This window comes from Sphingomonas sp. MMS24-J13, from assembly GCF_044905095.1.
Taxonomy (GTDB): Bacteria; Pseudomonadota; Alphaproteobacteria; order Sphingomonadales; family Sphingomonadaceae; genus Sphingomonas_I.
In genome coordinates this window covers 4002112-4019200 of the sequence record NZ_CP173258.1, presented here as the reverse complement: position 1 = coordinate 4019200, position 17089 = coordinate 4002112, and the positions used below count along the sequence as shown (strand labels likewise).

Here is a 17089-nt window from a genome sequence, read left to right as displayed (position 1 = left end):
CGAGATCTTCGTCATCAATTCCGGACCAATCTCACCGGTCCACGTTCGATTTCAATCCGCCGCGCAGGCGTGCCGTTGTTCGGCGCAGCACCACGCCAGTTGGTCGCAGATGAACCGATCACGACGGCGCATTCAGCATCGCGCCAAGAGATCTTTCGTAATTGGCGAGCGCAGGGAAACCTGGATTGGTCAGGAGTGATTATGCGCAAGATTTGGAGTGTCGCGGTACTGGGTGCGTCGCTCATCGTAAGCGGTTCGGCCAATGCCCAGAGTTGGGGCGTCTATGCCGGATCGGGTGGCGGGTATCCCCGCTACGATCGTGGCTATGACGACGATGACGGGTTGGCGCGGCTCATCTGTTCGGGTCAGCGCGCGCATATGCTCGAGGACCGGCTTCGCCACGAAGTCGCCGAGGACGAGATCGAGGACGATGATGCCAATCGCATCCACACGGCGATCGATCGCCTGGAGGACCGGCAGCGCCACGAGTGCCGCGAGGGCGACCGCCGGGCAATCGGAGACATAGCGTATCGCTATGATCGCATCGGTCAGTGGATTGACAGCGAAGCGCATCGCGGCTGGTAGACGAGCGGCGCAGCGCGCTGCGCTTCAGCTTGCAGGGGAACCCGATCCGCTCAACGCCAGAACCGCGCGGTGGCGATCAGCGTCTCACGGGCGTCCCCGGCCGCGTCCAGGAGCGTCCTTTGCTACGCGGGAAAAGCACAGCCACAGCATCCGATGCATCGCCGATGCCGAGCCCGGTCAGGACAGCGGGCGCCGTCACCATGTCGTTGAGCATTCCTAATTCGTCCTGCAAGCTCTCGAGTGCCGCGATGAAATGCCTGTGGCGGCGGCGCTCTTGCTTGCGATCGAACAGGGCGGCGGAATCACTGCTCTTCAGCGCCAGCTCCGCCTCGCAGAACGACGATCGACGATCACCGGCCACCACCTCGCCGCGGTCGAGAACCAGTTCGATGACCGCGCTGCTTTCGTGTCCCAGCCCGGCGTTCGACGTTGACGGTAAAGACAGGCGCAAGCCCGGAACCCAGATCGCCGAGGAGCGCCGGGATCGGCGTGGTGTCGTCGATGACGGGCGGGTCGTGCTCCCATTCCGGCCGTGCGAACAGGCCGGCCGCCGGCGCGCCGCCGGCCTTGATCGTCTAGCAGGCTGCGGAAAAACTCTTTCCGGGATGCGTCGGTCGTGATTCAAGTGTCGCGGTGAGTTTTGGGGTGCGGCATGCGCGGCGAGGACGTTCGGACGGATAGCCTGTTTTCCTATGTGAGTTGCGAGGCGCGGGTTCCCCTGGGTCATCCGCTTCGTCCGATCCGCGCTATGGTCGACGAAGTGCTTGAGGTTCTGTCGGGCGATTTCGAGGGGATGTACGCGAAGACGGGTCGCCCCTCGATCGCGCCCGAGAAGCTGCTTCGCGCGCTTCTACTGCAGGTCTTTTATTCGATCCGTTCCGAGCGTCAGCTGATGGAGCAGTTGGACTACAACCTGCTGTTCCGCTGGTTCGTCGGCCTGTCGATGGATGCGACAGTCTGGGACGCCACGGTGTTCACCAAGAACCGCGACCGGCTCCTGGAAGGCGATGTCGCGACCCGGTTCCTGGCTGCGGTGGTGGCGCAGGCCCGAAGCCGCGACTTGCTTTCGGATGATCACTTCTCGGTGGATGGCACGCTGATCGACGCCTGGGCGTCGATGAAGAGCTTCCGTCGCAAGGATGATGGCGATGGACCGCCGGGGCCGGGACGCAATGCCGAGCGCGACTTTCGCGGCGAGAAGCGATCGAACCAGACCCATACCTCGACCACCGATCCCGAGGCGAAGCTCTACCGCAAGGCCAACGGCCAGTCGTCACGCATGGCGTTCATGGGGCATGTGTTGATGGAGAACCGCAATGGCCTGGTAGTCGGTGCCACCCTCACGCAGGCGACGGGCACCGCGGAACGCGAGGCCGCGCTGGCGCTGGTCGATGCGCTGGGAGCCAGCGGCCGTATAACCTTGGGCGCCGACAAGGCCTATGATGCGCGCGAGTTCGTTCGCGAACTGCGCGCCCGCAAAGTCTCACCGCACATCGCCCGCAACGAGCAGATCACGCCCGCCGGCGACCGACGGCGCAGGAGCGCCATCGACGGCCGCACAACCCGCCATCCCGGCTATGCCATCAGCCTGCGCGTCCGAAAGCGCATCGAAGAGGTGTTCGGCTGGACCAAGACCACCGGCGGACTGCGCAAGACCCGCCACAGGGGCACCGATCGCGTCGGATGGGCCTTCATCTTGACCACCGCCGCCTACAACCTCATCCGGATACCCAAGCTGATCGCGGCTGCCTGACCATGCTCGGACTCCGCCTCAAATCGGCGCAGTCCGAGCAAAATGGCCAAAATGGACGCCCGTAACCCCGCGCCGAGGCCCGTCCAAGCCCTCAATCCAATGGACAAAACGGCCGGTTACGCGCGTTTTTCCGCAGCCTGCTAGACCCGCTTGCGCCCGGAGCGGCGGATGCGCAGCGAAAGACCTGCCTGCATCAGCCGGTGATCGCATGTCGAAGTAGATCGACCGTTGACGTGCCTACCTCAGCGTGCCCGCGATCAGGCCGGCAGATTCCAGGACATCAGCGTCCCGCGGACTCAGCAGCTTGAGTTCGACTTCATCCGGCATGGTCACGACCGGTGATATACTGCCAGGAGCTGTCTTGCTGTTCATTCGCCGTTCCTCATCGCGGGAGAGGCGCGATCGTCGGACTCGATCGCGGGGGCATGGGGTTCGGCGTCGCCGACGATCTCCCACGCCGCCATGAACAGCGCGGCAATGGCCGGCCCGATCACGAACCCGTTGAACCCCATCAGTTCGAATCCCCCAAGCGTGGCGACCAGGACGACATAATCGGGCATTCGGGCATCGTGCCCGACCAGGATAGGGCGCACGATATTGTCGACGCTGCTGATGATGACGAATCCGCACAGGAAAAGGGCCACGCCCTGCCAGATCGCGCCGGTAGTCAGCAGGTAGAGCGTTACGGGCACCCAAATGAAGCCGGTGCCGATCGCCGGGAACAGGGAAAACACACCCATCGCCACGCCCCAAAGCAGGGCACCGGAGAGCCCGAGCAACCAGAAGGTCAGGCCACCGACGGTGCCTTGCAGAATGGCGACGATCAGGCTGCCCTTGATCGTCGCGCGAATGACCGCGACGAATTTCGCGACGAGCACCGCGCGCTGATCACGCCTCAGCGGAATAGCGCGCTCGACCCGCGCCGCCAGTCCGTGCCCATCACGCAGCAGGAAGAAGGTCAGGTATAGCATTACGCCGAGGGCGAGGAAGAAGCCGAACGCTCCCTGACCGATGCTGAGTACCTGAACGGCAACCGCGCGAAAGCTGCTCGCAAAACCCTGGCCGAGTTTGGTGCGCAGGTCGCCGACGTCGTCAAGGCCGATGTCGGCGAGCCAGCTTCTGGCCCAGGCTGGCAAATGCCCCTGCGTCTGGACGAACAGCCGTCCGAGATTGATCTGGCCGCTTTGCACGCGGGCGTACAAGTCGGCAGCCTCACGCAGCAGTGCCGCGCCCAGCAGGATTGCCGGCACCACCACCACCACGACAATGATGAGCAGGGTGGCCAGCGCTGCTCCACCCGGACGCCGCGGCATCGCGGCAAGCAGGCGCCTGTTGACCGGTTCGAAGAGCACGGCTGCGATCACCGCCCAGAGGATCGCGCCAGAAAACGGCGCCACAAGCCAGAGGAAGGCGAGCGTGGCGACGGCGACCAGTGCGAGAAGGAAAGTGCGCCCTAACGACATGCCGGACGGAGCGCGCTCGCTCATGCCACCGAGACCCGGCCGCGTCCCTGGCGCGGGGCGAAAGCGGTCAACCTTCGGACCAAGGGCTTGCAGCCTTCGAGCAGTACCAGAAGGACGACGCCGAGGCCGATCGCCAGCGCCATGTCGCTCCAGGCGATCGACCCGAATTTCAGCATGGCCTGCGCCTGCGGCAGGAACAGGATCAAGGCGGTCACGGTCGTGATGGCAGCGCCGACATAGCGCAGCGCGGCATTGTGCCGGATAAGCGCTTCGCCAATCGAGGCGCTGAACGACCGGTTGACCAGGATCAGCGCGACGATCTCGGCGATCAGCGCGAAGAAGGTCAGCGCGCGCAGCTCGACTTCCGGCATCCCCGCCCCGCTCTCGACGAGGAAGACGGTCGCCAGCATCGCGAAGGCGAGACCTCCCTGAAACACGCTCCAGACGATCATCCGCAGCGAGAACAGGGCTTCGGCGGGATCGCGGGGGCGGCGCTTCATGATGTCGTCTTCTTCGCGCTCGGCTTCGAACACCAGGGCGCAGACCGGATCGATCACCATTTCCAGCAGCGCGATATGAATTGGTCCGAACAGGATCGGCAGCCCGAAGAACAAGGGCAACAGCGCAAGCCCGGCGATCGGCACATGGACCGCGAAGATGAAGGCCATCGCCTTGCGGATATTGTCGTAGATTCGCCGTCCGAGCCGAACCGACTGCACGATCGATCCGAAATCATCCTCGAGCAGGACGATGGCCGAGGCCTCGCGCGCGACATCGGTGCCGCGCTTGCCCATGGCCACGCCGATATGCGCGGCCTTGAGCGACGGTGCGTCGTTGACGCCGTCGCCGGTCATCGCGACGATTTCGCCATCTGCCTTGAACGCTTGGACGATGCGCAGCTTCTGCTCGGGCATGATGCGGGCAAAGACGGTGGCGGTCTTCAGGCGCTCGCCAAGCTGGGCATCGTCGAGCGCGATGAGGTCGGCGCCGGTCAGCACGTCGCCATCGGCGATCCCCGCCTGGGTCGCGATCGATCGTGCAGTGGCGGCATAGTCGCCGGTGATCATGACGACGCGAATGCCGGCGCTGCGACATTCCGCGACCGCGCCCGGCACGCTGGCGCGGATCGGGTCGGCCAGACCGACGAGCCCGGTCAACGTATACTCATACGCCTGCTGCGTCGCGGCCCAGTTCCGATCGCGCGGGGTCGCGGTCGCGACGCCGAGGACCCGAATGCCGCGGACTGCCATGGCCTCGACCGCAGCGGCCATCGCAGCATGATCGTGCGGGGCCAGACGGCACAGGCTGGCGATCGCCTCGGGTGCGCCCTTGGCGGAAAGAGTCAGCACGTCGCCGTCGTCCCAAATGTTCGACATCGCCAGCAGATCGGGACGCAGCGCATAGGCATGCGCCAGCGCGCCGGTCGACAGGTCGGTTCCCATCACCGCGCCATGGGCACCATGGAGCGCGATTTCCATGGGATCGGTCGGCTCGGCCGCGCTGGCGAGCGCTGCCGTCTCGATCAGCCGGTGATAAGCCTCAGGGACAGTCGGGCTCGTCCCGAGGGTATGGGTATCGCCCGATGGCAGCCAGAGTTCGGCGACCGACATGCGATTCTCGGTCAACGTGCCGGTCTTGTCGGTGCACAGCACCGTCGCCGATCCGAGCGTCTCGATCGCCGCCGCGCGGCGGGTAAGCACGCCGACTTTGCCGATCCGCCACGCGCCCATCGCGAGGAACACGGTCAGGACGACCGGAAACTCCTCGGGCAGCATCGACATGCCGATCGCAATGCCGGCCAGTACCGCCTCGATCCACCCGCCGCGCAGCAGCCCGAACAGCAATACGACCAGCAGCGCGACCGCACCCCCGCCGATCCCGCACCAGGTGACGATCCGCGTCGTTTCACGGCGGAGGCGCGGCGCCTCGGTATCGAGGGTCGCGAGCGACTGGCCGATCCTGCCTATTTCGCTGCGCGGTCCGGTGGCGAGCACGCGGGCGATGCCGGCGCCGCGCGTGACCAGCGAGCCCGAATAGACAAAGGGCTGACCCTCGCCACCGGGGCGGCGCATGTCGTCCGTCACATCCCGGATCGCCACGACCTTTCCGACCGGCAACGATTCTCCCGTCAACAACGACTCGTCGGCCTGGAGATCGGCCGCCTCGATCAGAATGCCGTCGGCGGCGATGCGGTCGCCCTGTTCGAGCACGATCAGGTCATCGCGCACCACCTCGCGCCCGGCGATGCGGACACGTATCCCGTCGCGAATTACGAGCGCGCGCGGCGCCGAAAGGTCGCGCAGCGCCTCCAGCACATGCTCGGTGCGCGTTTCCTGGATCACGGTGACCGCAACCGAGAACGTGGCGAAGGCCAGCAGGATCAGCGCTTCAGCTAGGTCCCCGAGCAGCAGATAGGCGATGCCGCCGGCCACCAGCAACGCCAGCATCGGCTCGCGCATGACCTCGGCCGCAATGCGCAGAATGGAGCGTTGGCCGGCACGCGGCAGCTCGTTGGGGCCGTCCGCTTTCAGTCGCGCCTGCGCCGCATCGGCAGTCAGGCCGCTTGATCGGCCGCCATCAGTCATCGTCCCGCCTGCTCCCTTCACGTTCGCGGCCTTCGCCCGAGGCGCTGCGATGGCAGCGTGCGCAATTGTCGATGTTGCCGATACCTTCCTCCGCATGCCTGGCGCGAATCTGGTCGGGCTGATGTTCGTGGCAACTGTAGCAGGTGTAACGCGCAAAATTGCCGCCGACATGACAATTGGTGCAACTGGTGTCGTGCGGTCCGGTCAGCGCGAAGAAGCGGGCATGGTCGAAGCTCGCGGGCTTCCAGCCCCTTTGGGTGTGGCACTGCGCGCAGTTGCTTCCCGCCTGGGCGTGCACCGCGGTCGGCGGTGCGCGATGACATGACGCACACCGGTCGCGCAGCTCGGGCCGCAGCAGGTCATGCGCGAAGCTTGCCCGCGCGCTCTTCACCAATTGCGGCCTGTTATGGTCGCTGTGGCAGGCCAAACAGTCAGGCTGCGCGAGTGACTGGTGAAAAGGTACACCACGCCCGCCCGCCCCGATCGGCACCCCTCTGGTGGTCCGGACGCCGATGTCCGCGACCTTGTGGCAGGCGGTGCAGCGATCAGCCGATACGCCCTTGAACGGCACATGGCAGGCAAAGCAGTCGCGGGTGATTCCGGCATGCGCCGGGATCAGCGGGCCGGGAGCAACCATCAGATGCGGCCAGACAAAGGCGAGGGCAATCAGGCCGCACAGATTGACGGCGATCAGCATCAGTCCCCAGCGGCGCATCATTGCCAGCTCCAGAACAGGAAGATCGCGACGATATGGGCGAGTGCCAGAACCGCGAACGCGAGCGTGATCGGCAGGTGGATGACCCGCCACTGCTTGACCGCATCGAAGGTCAGGCTGTCCCAATGCGTCCGTTCTTCAACCTCTGCGGACGACAGCCCCTGCGCCCGCAGCCCGGCGCGGGTCGCCTCGAGCCGCTTGCGCGCCCGCCCGAGCAGGAACTTGCCGGTCAGGCCGCTGGCGACGTTGATCAGCATCGCCCAGACCGCGAGCCAGGCGAGGATCGCGTTGAAATGGATGCCGGCGTGGACGAGGATCAGCAGCGACCCGGCCCAGGCGAGGCGCTCGTGCCAGAGCAGCAGCGTGGCCGGCCTGCCCGAATTGATCAGCTTGTGCTTACGCAGCGAATAGCCCGACGATGCGAGGATCAACAGCACGCCGGGAATGCCGAGGTAGCGTCCGATCCAGACCATACCTGACAGGTGCAGCAGCGCATCGAGCGCCAGCGCGGCGCCGCCGAGCAAAGCGAGCGAGACGTAGAAGGGGATGACCTCCCGGCGCATCAGGCTGGTGCGCCACCCGCTCATGCGTCGAGCACCAGATCGCCGGCCGGCGCGCCGACGCAGAGCAAGCAGCGGCCGGCAGCGATCTCGAAGGACGGCCGTTGCCGATAGCGGACCTCGCCGGTGCCGATCGTGGTTTCGCACGTCCCGCAGCTGCCCGAGCGGCAGCCGGACTCGACCGCGATGCCGTGGCGCTCGGCGAAGTCGAGCAGGTTGGTCTCCTCGCCGGTCCAGCTCAGCGTCCGCCCCGACCGGGAAAAACGCACCTCCAGCGGTCGGTCGAGCAGCTCGGTGGAATCGGCCCCGCTCGACACCAGCGATGCGGGACCGAACGCCTCGAATCGCACCGTTTCGCCAGCGCCGACCCAGGCACGCAAGACGGGAACCAGGCTCGCCATCATCGGCGGTGGCCCGCAGACATAGAAATGGTGGCGCCCTTGCGGCAGGATCCTCTGAAGCAGGGGAATCTCAATGTAGCCCGTCGACTGACAGTCCGGCCCTCCGGCTTCGCTCGGCAATGGGCAGCTCTGAACAATCGTAACCCGAAAATGCGGATGCTGCTCAAGCAGCGCGTCGATTGCCGTCTTGAACACCAGCTCGCGGTTGTCGCGCACGCCGTAGAACAGATGGACCGCACGATCGGGCTGCCTTGCAAGCGCCTCACGCGCCATGGCGAAGAGCGGCGTGATGCCGATGCCGCCGGCGATCAGGACGGCGGGGACGTCCGGCACATCGTTCAGAACGAAGGTACCCGCGGGCGCGCGCAGCTGCACGATCGAACCGGGAAAGACGTGATCGTGGAAATAGCCGGAGACAAGGCCCGGCGGCAGATCTGGCCGGTCGGAGGGCGGCGGGATACGCTTGATCGTGACGCGATAGCTGTCCGGAGCATGGCAATCGGACAGCGAGTAGCAGCGCGTGACCGTCCGGAGGTTGCCCCGGGAATTGGGTAGGTCAAGCTGCACCGTCAGGAACTGTCCGGCCTTGTACGGCGGCAGCGGTGCGCCGTCGACCGGCTCGAGATAGAAGGAGCACTGGCCGAGCGCATCGTCTTCATAGTCGCGGCGGCTTACGCGAAACGCGCGAAGGCCCGCCCATGCCAATTCGCTCCCGGTCGGGCGGATGTCTGCGTTTGCGGCAGCCGTTTGCGCTGCCGAAGCCCTGCGATGAAGCGTCACGGCAATGGCAAGCGCCACCTGAACCAGCAGGATCGTGGAAATATAGCCGAGAAGAGCAAGTGCGGTCACTCGCGCAATCGCCGCAAAGGCTTCGCGCCCGCATGACGGAAGCCGTTCGTCATCACACCGCCGTCCCGACGACCCGCCCGATGCCGGCGGTGAGCGCCATGGCCAGCGCACCCCAGAATGTGACCCGCAAGGTCGCGATCCACACAGGGGCCCCGCCGGCGCGCGCGCCGATCCCACCGAGCAGTGCAAGGAACAGCAGCGATGCGACGGCTTCGATCATGGCCAGCCAGCTGCCGGGCGCGACGATCACAATTCCCAGCGGCAGCGCGGCGCCGGCGGTGAAGGTCGCGGCCGAGGTCAGTGCGGCCTGGATCGGCCGCGCCGTCGTCATCTCCGAAATGCCGAGCTCGTCATGGGCATGGGCAGCGAGCGCGTCCCTGGCCATCAACTGGCGCGCGACGGTGTCGGCGGTCGCCGGATCGACGCCGCGCCGGACATAGATGCCGGCCAGTTCATGCACCTCGGCACCGACGTTGCCCGCTAGTTCGCCCCGCTCGCGCGCGAGATCGGCCTGTTCGGTATCCGATTGCGAGCTGACCGAAACATATTCGCCCGCTGCCATCGACATCGCACCTGCGACGAGGCCAGCAACGCCCGCCACCAATATGTCTGCCGGTTTCGCGGCCGCCGCCGCGACGCCGATGATCAGGCTCGCGGTCGAGACGATGCCGTCGTTCGCGCCGAGCACCGCCGCGCGAAGCCAGCCGATGCGGGAGACGAGATGGCGTTCGGGATTGAGGTGAAGCCTAGTCATCGTCATGTTCGCCCTTCGCAGCCGCGCCGTCGCCCCGTTCGCCCGCCTCGGCATGCGCACCGGGGGTGAAGGCTAGAGGGTCGAGCGTCAGTGCTCCATAAGTAGAAGCACCGATGGCGACCGCGGCGAGCGGAACAGCGAGCGTGGCGGGCGGCCGGGCGTCGGGCACGCCCGGATGCAGGGCCGCACGCTTGCGGCCGGTGATGAATGCGTGAATCAGGTTGTCGCGCGTGATAAGCGACATGGCGACGACCGCGACGACGTGCAGCGCGACCAAGCCGAGCAGGACATTCGCCAGCGCTTCGTGGAGGCCTTCGCCGCCTTCGCCCCGCATCGTCGCGCCGCTGTAGACGATGCCGCCGACCGTACCGAGCAAGGCGACGATCGCCAGGCCGCCAAGCGCGTTATGCCCGATCGACCGCTCGGGCTTGCCGGCGAACAGGCCGCGAAGATGGTGCGCGATCTGCCCGGGCTTCAGGAAATTGGCGAAGCGGGCGTGCTCGCCGCCCACAAGACCCCAGACGAGGCGGAATGCGATGAGCACGGCGGCGACCCAGCCCGCGGGAACATGCCAGGGCGCAAGCGCGCTGTCTTCTTCCGATGACAGGAACGCCACCAGGATCGTGGCGACGAGCAGCCAATGGAACAGCCGCACGGGCAGATCCCAAACGCGGATCGTTGCTGATTGCTGCGAATTGGCAGTCGGTATGTCAGACATGATCACCTCCGTGGTGCGGTGATCCTGGGCTCGACTTCTGACGGAGACCTGACGCCTGGCGCTATTGGCGGTCTGGCGGAGCGTTTCCCCCAAGGTGTCGCGCCCAGTCGATCCGGGTCAGGCCAACGAGCGCGACGATCATTAGAACCTGAATGACGATGCTGGCCGGGCTGGTGAAAGCATCGAGAAGAACGTCGCCCATCGAAGTTTTCTGAATGCTCTTCGCGGTGAATGCGTAGATCGAATAGGAAATGATCCGTCCCGCGAAGAAAGCAATTGTGAAGCCAGCCAGCCGGACGCGGGTCAAGCCGGCGGCTTCGAAAAGTTGCGCGGACGGTACCGGCGAAAGTGCAAAGAGTGCCAGCGCCACAAGGCCACCGCGCTTGTTCCGTTCCAAAGCGGCACGCGCTGCCGCAAGGTTGCGCCGCGTTCGTACCGACACGCGATTGCCGAGAAGCCGGAAGCCAAGCGCAAGCAGGAACCGGCCCGACGCTGCCGCGACCGCTCCCGTCAGGATGATCGCCGGTGTCGACATCTGCGTGCCGAGCCCGAACAGGACGATGATCGACCATGTCGGCGGGCCGAATGCCGGCATCAGGTTCACGCCGAGGACGACGGCAAAAAGAAGAATATAGGGTAGCAGATCAACCTCGATTGCCGATTGCGCCTCGCTTTATCAGGCTCGAGGGCGCGCAGCGAACGAAACACGGAAGAGCGCGCCGCCGCCTGTCGGGTTCTCGACGGTGATGATGCCGCCGTGCGCCTGTGCGAGCCGCTGGACGATGACCTTCGGCGCCATCATTGCCACCACATCCCGTCCGATCTCGGCGAGATCGACAAGCACACATGGCTCGACCGCAAGCGCGTCAGCCTGAGCCAGATTGAGCATCTGGCCGACCAGGCGAGTCATGTGCTGCGTATCGGCCCACGGCCGTGGGCGAGCTGCTCTGCTAAACGTCAGTTATCAGAGGAAAAAGTCGATACGGTGGTCCTTTGCGGACCACCGTGGACAGGCCGGTGGCGGAGACGGAGAGATTCGAACTCTCGATACAGTTTCCCGTATGACGCTTTAGCAAAGCGTTGGTTTCAGCCACTCACCCACGTCTCCGGGTCCATCGGCTGAGGGGCCTATAGCGGGCACTCCCGCATCGATCAATGCAGGTCGATGAGGCTTTTCGCGGCCGCCATTCATTGGCGCGAAAGCGGCGGCATCGTTAAGGTAGCCGGCATGTATGACGGTATGGAGAGGGCGATGCGGGGTGGTTTGGCAGCGTTGATGCTCGGTCTGGCGCTGATCGGCGCCGGGCCCGCACGCGCGCAGGTACGCACGATCGATCCCAACAGCGCGGGTACGATGGCCGCGACGGGCCCGGCACAACGGCCGGCTACGCCGACTCCGCCGCCGCCCGCCGACGACGCGGCGCCGCCACCGGGCGATACGGCGGCCCCGCAACCCCAGCCCGCGGAGGTGCGGAATCCGCCGCCCGCATCGGATACCGAGAAGGCCGCGCGCGAGGCATCGGCCGGCGGCACCTATCAGCAGGACGACGTCCTGGCGGCAGCCGAGGGCGTGTTCGGCAAAGGCGCCGAGGGGCTCGCCAAGCTGATCGAGAAGATCTTCAAGGATCAGGGCCGGCCCAATGCCTATATCGCCGGCCGCGAAGCCGGCGCCGCGGTGGTGGTCGGCCTGCGTTATGGCTCCGGCACCCTTTTCCACAAGGTCGAGGGACAGAGGCCGGTCTATTGGCAGGGACCATCGGTCGGCTTCGATCTGGGCGCGAACGGATCGAAGACGTTCGTGCTGGTCTACAATCTCTACGATTCGCAGGATCTGTTCCGCCGCTTTCCGGCGGCCGAGGGCAATGTCTATGTCTTCGGGGGCTTCACCGCGAGCTATTTGCGGCGCGGCAATATCGTCGTGATCCCGATCCGGCTGGGGGTCGGCTGGCGCCTCGGCGCCAATCTGGGTTACATGCGCTTCCGCGAAAAATCGTCCTGGTCGCCTTTCTAGGCAGCCAGGCCGATCAGGGAAATCTCGCGCCCGTAATCGGGCTCGCCACGGTGCGTCGCGCGGCGATAGCTGAAGAAGCGATCCTCATCGGCATAGGTGTCGAGGCCGAGCGCCTCGACCGTGCGCACGCCGGCGGCCGCGACACGCGCGGCGACATAAGCTTCGATATCGAACTGGTGATGCCCGGGCCGGCCATCGGCGAAGAAGAATTCGTTGGCGGGATCGGCAGCGCAGAAACGATCGCGAAAGCCGTCATCGACCTCATAGGAGGGCCGCGCGATGCAAGGCCCGATCGCCGCGACGATATGATCGCGCCGCGCGCCAAGCTTCTCCATCGCATCGATGGTCGAATCGGTGACGCCACCGATTGCCCCTTTCCATCCGGCATGCGCCGCGCCGACCACCTGCGCTTCCACGTCGGCGAAGAGGACGGGCACGCAATCGGCGGTGAGGATGCCAAGCAGCAGGCCGGGACGATCGGTCACCAGTGCATCCGCATGCGGTCGGGCGTCGTCGGCGATGGGGGCCGTGGCAGTGATCGCGATGGCCGAATGGACCTGATGCACCGTCACTAGGCTCGATCCGGGCAGGACAGCGGCCACCGCCCGACGGCGATTCTCGGCCAGGGCGGCGCGATCATCGCCCGAGCCCAGCCCCACGTTGAGGCCGGCGAGGATGCCGGTCGAAACGCCCCCTTGCCGGCCGAGAAAGCCATGGGGCAGCGCATCGAGGGCGCGGGCGCGGATCGGCTGCGGGAGGGGCTCGGTCATCAGAATCCTGCCGGGTTCGGCCAGTGGGGTGCCACCAATGCCATGCATTTGAACAATTCGCCCATTTCGTCCGCGCCGGTCAGGCGGCGATAGGCGGCGGCGATCTCCTCCGCGCGTTCGGGCGCGCGGCGGGCCAGCGCGGCGGCACGATCGGAGAGGCCGAGCGTGATCAGCCATTGGCCCTGCGCAACCGGCCCGGTCACGCGCGCGCCGCCCGCCGCCCCCGCCGCCCCGAGCGCAGCAAAATCGACATGCGCGGTGAGATCGCGCGCGCCGGGATCGACGAAGGGATCGGCATAAGCGTGCGCGTGAACCGCCTGCAGCGTGTCACCATGCGCGCCCGCTTTATGGCCGTAATCGACGATGATCAGCGCCCCGCCCTGCGTCACCAGACGCTGCGCCAACGCCTGCGCGATCGTTCGACCGGCCGGGGATTGCTCGACGATGGTGCCGGGTTCGGCATCGCGAAGATGGGCCGGGATGTCGTTGCGCGTCATCATTGCCGGTCGTGCAACGAAACCATGATCTACGCGATCCATCATCCGCTCGCACCAGCCGTCCTGCGTCATGACAAACTGGCGTACCGGCAGCGCATCGAAAAATTCGTTGGCGACGATCAGCAGCGGCCGGTCGATCGGCAGGCTGGCGATGGTATCATGCCACCTGGCCTGTGGAAGCCGATCCTCCTGCAGGGCGCGCAGCACCGGGCTCGTCTCGACCAGATGGACCGTCGGCCTGAGCCCCGCCACCGCCATCGCGCGCAACGCATCGACTGCGAGCGTGCCGCGCCCCGGCCCGAGTTCGACATAGGCCGCATCGGGCCGGCCGGCGCGATCCCACAGATCGGCCAGCGCCAGGCCGATCATCTCGCCGAACATCTGGCTGATTTCGGGCGCGGTGACGAAATCGCCGCCTGCGCCAAGCGGGTCGCGCGTCGCATAATAATGCGCGTTGGCGAGGCCCATGAAGCGCTCGATCGAAATCGGGCCCTCGGCCGCGATCAGCGCGGCAATCTCGACAGTCAGGTCAGGCGGCAACACCGTTCGGCTCCGGCGGCGCGATCACGACCGGGCGGTTCTTCGCGGTGGCGATGAAATAGACGCCGACGAGGATCATCGGCGCACTCAGCGTCTGCCCCATCGACAGGCCCCACGGCAGAATGCCGAGCTGGACGTCGGGCTCGCGCACGAATTCGAGGAGGAAACGCGAGCAGCCATAGACGATCAGGAAGGTACCGAGCAGCAAACCGGGCTTGTAGCGCGCCTGGGTCCGCCAGAAGAGGAAGGACGTGATCGCCAGCATCAACAGCCCTTCGAGCCCCGCCTCGTAAAGCTGGCTCGGATGGCGCGGATAGGGGCCGGCATCGGCGCCCGGAAATACGACCGCCCATGGGACGTCGGTGATCCGCCCCCACAATTCGCCGTTGATGAAATTGGCGATGCGGACGAGGAAGATCCCGAACGGCGCGCAGCAGGCGACGTAGTCGATGAAGCGCAATGTCGAGAGGCCGTTGCGCCGGCACAAGAGCCATGTCGCGATCACCACGCCGAGCGCGCCGCCATGGAAGGCCATGCCGCCATCCCACAGGCGGAACACCTGCAGCGGGTCCTTCAGCATCCACGGATTGTAGAAGACGACATAAGCGATCCGCCCGCCGAGCAGGATGCCGAGCGTCGCATAGAAGACGAAATCGTCGGCATGCCGCCGCGCCATCGGCGCACCCGGCTGGGCGATCAATTTGGTGAGATACCACCAGCCGATCAGGATACCGCCGATATAGCCGAGCGAATACCAGCGGATCGGCAACGGCCCGACATGAAACGCTACCGGCGAAAGGTGGAGGTTCGCGAACTGGATGTGGCCGGCAGCGGTTGCCGCAAGGCTGACGAGGCTCATGGACGCGCTTTAGCGGGGATGGCGGCGGCTGGGAACCGTCTGGCTCACCGCGGCGTGCCTATCTCGAACAGCAGCGGCCAGTCTTTCCCCGTCACATAGAGTTTGCCGGTCTTGCGGTCATAGGCAATGCCGTTCGGCACCGCCTCGCTATTGCCGCTATCGACCTGCGCCCAAAGCGATCCGACATCGATCCAGCCCTTCACATGGCCCGTCTGCGGATCGATCCGCGCGATCCGGGCGGTCTGCCAGATATTGGCCAGGATCTCGCCATGCACATATTCAAGCTCATTGAGCATCGACACCGGCTCGCCCTCGGCGGTGACGGTGATCCGCTTCACCACCTTCATCGATCCGGGCTCGAGCACGCGCAGCACGGGCGTGCCGTCGGACATGATGATGTGGCGGTCATCCCGAGTCATCGCCCAGCCCTCGCCCGCATAGCTCCAGCCACCGATCCGGCGGAGGCTTTTCAGGTCCCAGACGAAGCCGGTGCCACCATGCCAGACAAAGCTGTAGAGCGTGTCGCGCCAGTCGACGATGCCCTCGCCGAACAGGCCGGGCGGGATCTGCACGCTCCGCACCGTGCGGCCGGTGGCGAGCTCCTTCTTGCGGATGAAGCTCCGACCGTCATAGCCAGTGCTTTCGTAGAGCCAGCCGTCGCGGATCAGGAGACCCTCGGTGAAGGCCTGGGTGTCGTGCGGATAGCTGCGGATGACACGCGCGATCTCGACAGGAAGCGCGGCATGCAGCGGCATCGCCGATACCAGAGCGGCGATGCCGAGTATCCAGGTGCGGATCAGGTTCAAAGGAGGTGCCCGGGCACTGAAAGGGAGCGCGGCTCTAGCCCGCCTCGGCAGCGCCCGCCAGAGCGCTGCCGAGGCCGTTGGTCAGAACCGGAATACCTTCTCCGCATTGGTCTGCATTAGCATCATCTTATGCTCGTCGCTGATCGACAGCCGGTCATAAGCCGCCACTTCGTCGGGCGCCTGCTGATACGGATAGTCCATCGCATAGAGCACGCGCTCGGGCCCGAGTACGTCCATGCAAAATTTGATCCCCGGCTCCCATCCCACCCCGCTCGTGGTCACCCAGATATTGTTGTGGAAATACCAGGATACCGGGTGCTTGAGCTTCACCGCCGGCTGGCCGCCGCGCAGGCCGGGCACGCCGTCGGCATTGTTCTGCATCCAGTCGAACCGGTAGAGATGGAGCGGCAGACATTCCCCGAGATGGCCGATGACGAGGCGGAAGTTCGGATATTTGTCGAACGCGCCCGAGAAGATCAGCCCCATCGTGTGAAGCCACACGTCGTGCGGGAAGCCGCCCAAGGCGCCGAAGAAGCCGCGATCCGAATAGGGCTTGCCGTAATAAGGCGCGGTCGGGTGGATGTAGAGCGCGGCATCATTCTCGGCGAGCGCGGCGATGATCGGCTCGTAAGCCGGTTCGTCGAGATAGTGGCCGCGGAAATGCGAATTGAGCACCGCGCCGGCGAGCTTCAAATCCTTCATGCCGCGCTCGATCTCGGCGACGGCACCATCGACATCCTGCGGCTGGAAAGCGAGGCAGCCTGACAGGCGATCGGGATATCGGGCGCAGGCTTCGGCGAGCCGGTCATTCGCCAGCCGCGCGAGCGCGGTGCCCTCCTCGGGCTCAAGGCATTGGACGCCGGGTGCGGTCAGCAGCAGGAGCTGCCGGGCGATCCCGAACTCGTCCATATGCGCGATGCGGCCCGGGCCGATATCCTGCAGCAGCCGCTGGGTCTCGGGCATGCCGGCGAACATCCCGCCCATCCGCAGCCCGGCATCCTCGGGATATTTGCCGCTCTCGATCAGGCGGACATGCGCCTCGGTCAGCTCGGGGATCGTCCAGGCTTCCTCGGTCGCGATACGCTTGTAGGGTGCCTGCTTGTCGATCTTCGCCGGCGGGGGCGCCAGGCCGATCCGGGCATGGGTGCCGCGCTCATAGGCATAACCGCGCAGCCCGAACGGCGTGCCGTCGGGCAGAAGGTCATCGCTCTCCATGGTTGCGC

The 17089-nt window shown here is 65.8% G+C and carries 18 protein-coding genes and 1 tRNA gene; 3 read left to right on the top strand and 16 right to left on the bottom strand.

Features of this window, described 5'->3' with window-relative positions:
- Positions 1-201: 201 nt before the first annotated feature.
- Positions 202-585: a histidine kinase gene (locus AB4Z44_RS18475; protein ID WP_404711133.1), complete on the top strand. Its 384-nt coding sequence runs from the start codon at positions 202-204 to the stop codon at positions 583-585.
- 76 nt (positions 586-661) lie between these two features.
- On the opposite strand, the gene AB4Z44_RS18470 is transcribed toward AB4Z44_RS18475, so the two are convergent.
- A complete protein-coding gene (locus tag AB4Z44_RS18470) occupies positions 662-1036 on the bottom strand; it encodes a hypothetical protein (RefSeq protein WP_404711132.1) in 375 nt (124 codons plus the stop codon).
- Positions 1037-1237: 201 nt separating this feature from the next.
- Here AB4Z44_RS18470 and AB4Z44_RS18465 point away from each other — a divergent pair, with 201 nt between their 5' ends.
- A complete protein-coding gene (locus tag AB4Z44_RS18465) occupies positions 1238-2338 on the top strand; it encodes an IS5 family transposase (protein ID WP_404710544.1) in 1101 nt (366 codons plus the stop codon).
- A 368-nt stretch (positions 2339-2706) separates the two neighbouring features.
- Here the strand turns inward: AB4Z44_RS18465 and AB4Z44_RS18460 are convergent, their stop codons facing one another.
- From AB4Z44_RS18460 to AB4Z44_RS18415, 10 genes are all read right to left on the bottom strand, one after another.
- The gene (locus AB4Z44_RS18460; protein WP_404711131.1) at positions 2707-3825 is read right to left on the bottom strand and encodes an AI-2E family transporter; all 1119 of its coding nucleotides are present in this window, start codon (positions 3823-3825) and stop codon (positions 2707-2709) included.
- Positions 3822-6386 (bottom strand): cation-translocating P-type ATPase, encoded by a 2565-nt coding sequence (locus AB4Z44_RS18455; protein WP_404711130.1) that lies wholly within the window; start codon positions 6384-6386, stop codon positions 3822-3824. The genes AB4Z44_RS18460 and AB4Z44_RS18455 overlap by 4 nt, the downstream gene beginning before the upstream one ends.
- On the bottom strand, positions 6379-7104 hold the full coding sequence (locus AB4Z44_RS18450) for a hypothetical protein (protein WP_404711129.1): 726 nt from the start codon (positions 7102-7104) through the stop codon (positions 6379-6381). The genes AB4Z44_RS18455 and AB4Z44_RS18450 overlap by 8 nt, the downstream gene beginning before the upstream one ends.
- The gene (locus tag AB4Z44_RS18445; RefSeq protein WP_404711128.1) at positions 7101-7688 is read right to left on the bottom strand and encodes a hypothetical protein; all 588 of its coding nucleotides are present in this window, start codon (positions 7686-7688) and stop codon (positions 7101-7103) included. Before AB4Z44_RS18445 ends, AB4Z44_RS18450 begins: the two co-directional genes overlap by 4 nt.
- Positions 7685-8911, bottom strand: a complete 1227-nt coding sequence (locus AB4Z44_RS18440) for a 2Fe-2S iron-sulfur cluster-binding protein (protein ID WP_404711127.1) — start codon at positions 8909-8911, stop codon at positions 7685-7687. The genes AB4Z44_RS18445 and AB4Z44_RS18440 overlap by 4 nt, the downstream gene beginning before the upstream one ends.
- 52 nt (positions 8912-8963) lie before the next feature.
- Positions 8964-9665, bottom strand: a complete 702-nt coding sequence (locus AB4Z44_RS18435; protein ID WP_404714274.1) for a VIT family protein — start codon at positions 9663-9665, stop codon at positions 8964-8966.
- Positions 9658-10383 carry a cytochrome b/b6 domain-containing protein gene (locus AB4Z44_RS18430; RefSeq protein ID WP_404711126.1) on the bottom strand — a complete coding sequence of 242 codons (726 nt, stop codon included), beginning with the start codon at positions 10381-10383 and terminating at the stop codon, positions 9658-9660. The genes AB4Z44_RS18435 and AB4Z44_RS18430 overlap by 8 nt, the downstream gene beginning before the upstream one ends.
- Before the next feature lie 61 nt (positions 10384-10444).
- Positions 10445-10978: a hypothetical protein gene (locus AB4Z44_RS18425; protein ID WP_404711125.1), complete on the bottom strand. Its 534-nt coding sequence runs from the start codon at positions 10976-10978 to the stop codon at positions 10445-10447.
- An 81-nt stretch (positions 10979-11059) separates the two neighbouring features.
- Entirely contained in the window at positions 11060-11293 is a 234-nt protein-coding gene (locus AB4Z44_RS18420) for a hypothetical protein (RefSeq protein ID WP_404711124.1), read from the bottom strand.
- 108 nt (positions 11294-11401) lie between these two features.
- Positions 11402-11491, bottom strand: a tRNA-Ser gene (locus tag AB4Z44_RS18415).
- Positions 11492-11611: 120 nt separating this feature from the next.
- On the opposite strand from AB4Z44_RS18415, the gene AB4Z44_RS18410 reads away from it, so the two are divergent.
- The gene (locus tag AB4Z44_RS18410) at positions 11612-12394 is read left to right on the top strand and encodes a DUF1134 domain-containing protein (protein WP_404714273.1); all 783 of its coding nucleotides are present in this window, start codon (positions 11612-11614) and stop codon (positions 12392-12394) included.
- On the opposite strand, the gene pgeF is transcribed toward AB4Z44_RS18410, so the two are convergent.
- The 5 genes from pgeF to AB4Z44_RS18385 form a co-directional block, all read right to left on the bottom strand.
- Positions 12391-13164 carry a peptidoglycan editing factor PgeF gene (gene pgeF / locus AB4Z44_RS18405; protein ID WP_404711123.1) on the bottom strand — a complete coding sequence of 258 codons (774 nt, stop codon included), beginning with the start codon at positions 13162-13164 and terminating at the stop codon, positions 12391-12393. The genes AB4Z44_RS18410 and pgeF overlap by 4 nt on opposite strands.
- Positions 13164-14204: a class I SAM-dependent methyltransferase gene (locus AB4Z44_RS18400; RefSeq protein ID WP_404711122.1), complete on the bottom strand. Its 1041-nt coding sequence runs from the start codon at positions 14202-14204 to the stop codon at positions 13164-13166. Before AB4Z44_RS18400 ends, pgeF begins: the two co-directional genes overlap by 1 nt.
- Positions 14191-15060, bottom strand: coding sequence for a prolipoprotein diacylglyceryl transferase (gene lgt, locus AB4Z44_RS18395; protein WP_404711121.1), 870 nt, complete (start codon positions 15058-15060; stop codon positions 14191-14193). Before lgt ends, AB4Z44_RS18400 begins: the two co-directional genes overlap by 14 nt.
- Before the next feature lie 44 nt (positions 15061-15104).
- Positions 15105-15866 (bottom strand): glutaminyl-peptide cyclotransferase, encoded by a 762-nt coding sequence (locus AB4Z44_RS18390; protein ID WP_404711120.1) that lies wholly within the window; start codon positions 15864-15866, stop codon positions 15105-15107.
- Positions 15867-15947: 81 nt separating this feature from the next.
- Positions 15948-17081: an amidohydrolase family protein gene (locus AB4Z44_RS18385; protein ID WP_404711119.1), complete on the bottom strand. Its 1134-nt coding sequence runs from the start codon at positions 17079-17081 to the stop codon at positions 15948-15950.
- Positions 17082-17089: the final 8 nt, after the last annotated feature.

Excerpts from the sequence above, each read along its gene's own strand:
- AB4Z44_RS18475 (WP_404711133.1), top strand. The coding sequence starts at position 202 with ATGCGCAAGATTTGGAGTGTCGCGGTACTGGGTGCGTCGCTCATCGTA.
- pgeF (WP_404711123.1), bottom strand. The coding sequence starts at position 13,164 with ATGACCGAGCCCCTCCCGCAGCCGATCCGCGCCCGCGCCCTCGATGCG.
- AB4Z44_RS18435 (WP_404714274.1), bottom strand. The coding sequence starts at position 9,665 with ATGACTAGGCTTCACCTCAATCCCGAACGCCATCTCGTCTCCCGCATC.
- AB4Z44_RS18460 (WP_404711131.1), bottom strand. The coding sequence starts at position 3,825 with ATGAGCGAGCGCGCTCCGTCCGGCATGTCGTTAGGGCGCACTTTCCTT.
- lgt (WP_404711121.1), bottom strand. The coding sequence starts at position 15,060 with ATGAGCCTCGTCAGCCTTGCGGCAACCGCTGCCGGCCACATCCAGTTC.
- AB4Z44_RS18465 (WP_404710544.1), top strand. The coding sequence starts at position 1,238 with ATGCGCGGCGAGGACGTTCGGACGGATAGCCTGTTTTCCTATGTGAGT.
- AB4Z44_RS18385 (WP_404711119.1), bottom strand. The coding sequence starts at position 17,081 with ATGGAGAGCGATGACCTTCTGCCCGACGGCACGCCGTTCGGGCTGCGC.
- AB4Z44_RS18420 (WP_404711124.1), bottom strand. The coding sequence starts at position 11,293 with ATGACTCGCCTGGTCGGCCAGATGCTCAATCTGGCTCAGGCTGACGCG.
- AB4Z44_RS18410 (WP_404714273.1), top strand. The coding sequence starts at position 11,612 with ATGTATGACGGTATGGAGAGGGCGATGCGGGGTGGTTTGGCAGCGTTG.
- AB4Z44_RS18425 (WP_404711125.1), bottom strand. The coding sequence starts at position 10,978 with ATGCCGGCATTCGGCCCGCCGACATGGTCGATCATCGTCCTGTTCGGG.
- AB4Z44_RS18455 (WP_404711130.1), bottom strand. The coding sequence starts at position 6,386 with ATGACTGATGGCGGCCGATCAAGCGGCCTGACTGCCGATGCGGCGCAG.
- AB4Z44_RS18430 (WP_404711126.1), bottom strand. The coding sequence starts at position 10,383 with ATGTCTGACATACCGACTGCCAATTCGCAGCAATCAGCAACGATCCGC.
- AB4Z44_RS18445 (WP_404711128.1), bottom strand. The coding sequence starts at position 7,688 with ATGAGCGGGTGGCGCACCAGCCTGATGCGCCGGGAGGTCATCCCCTTC.
- AB4Z44_RS18450 (WP_404711129.1), bottom strand. The coding sequence starts at position 7,104 with ATGATGCGCCGCTGGGGACTGATGCTGATCGCCGTCAATCTGTGCGGC.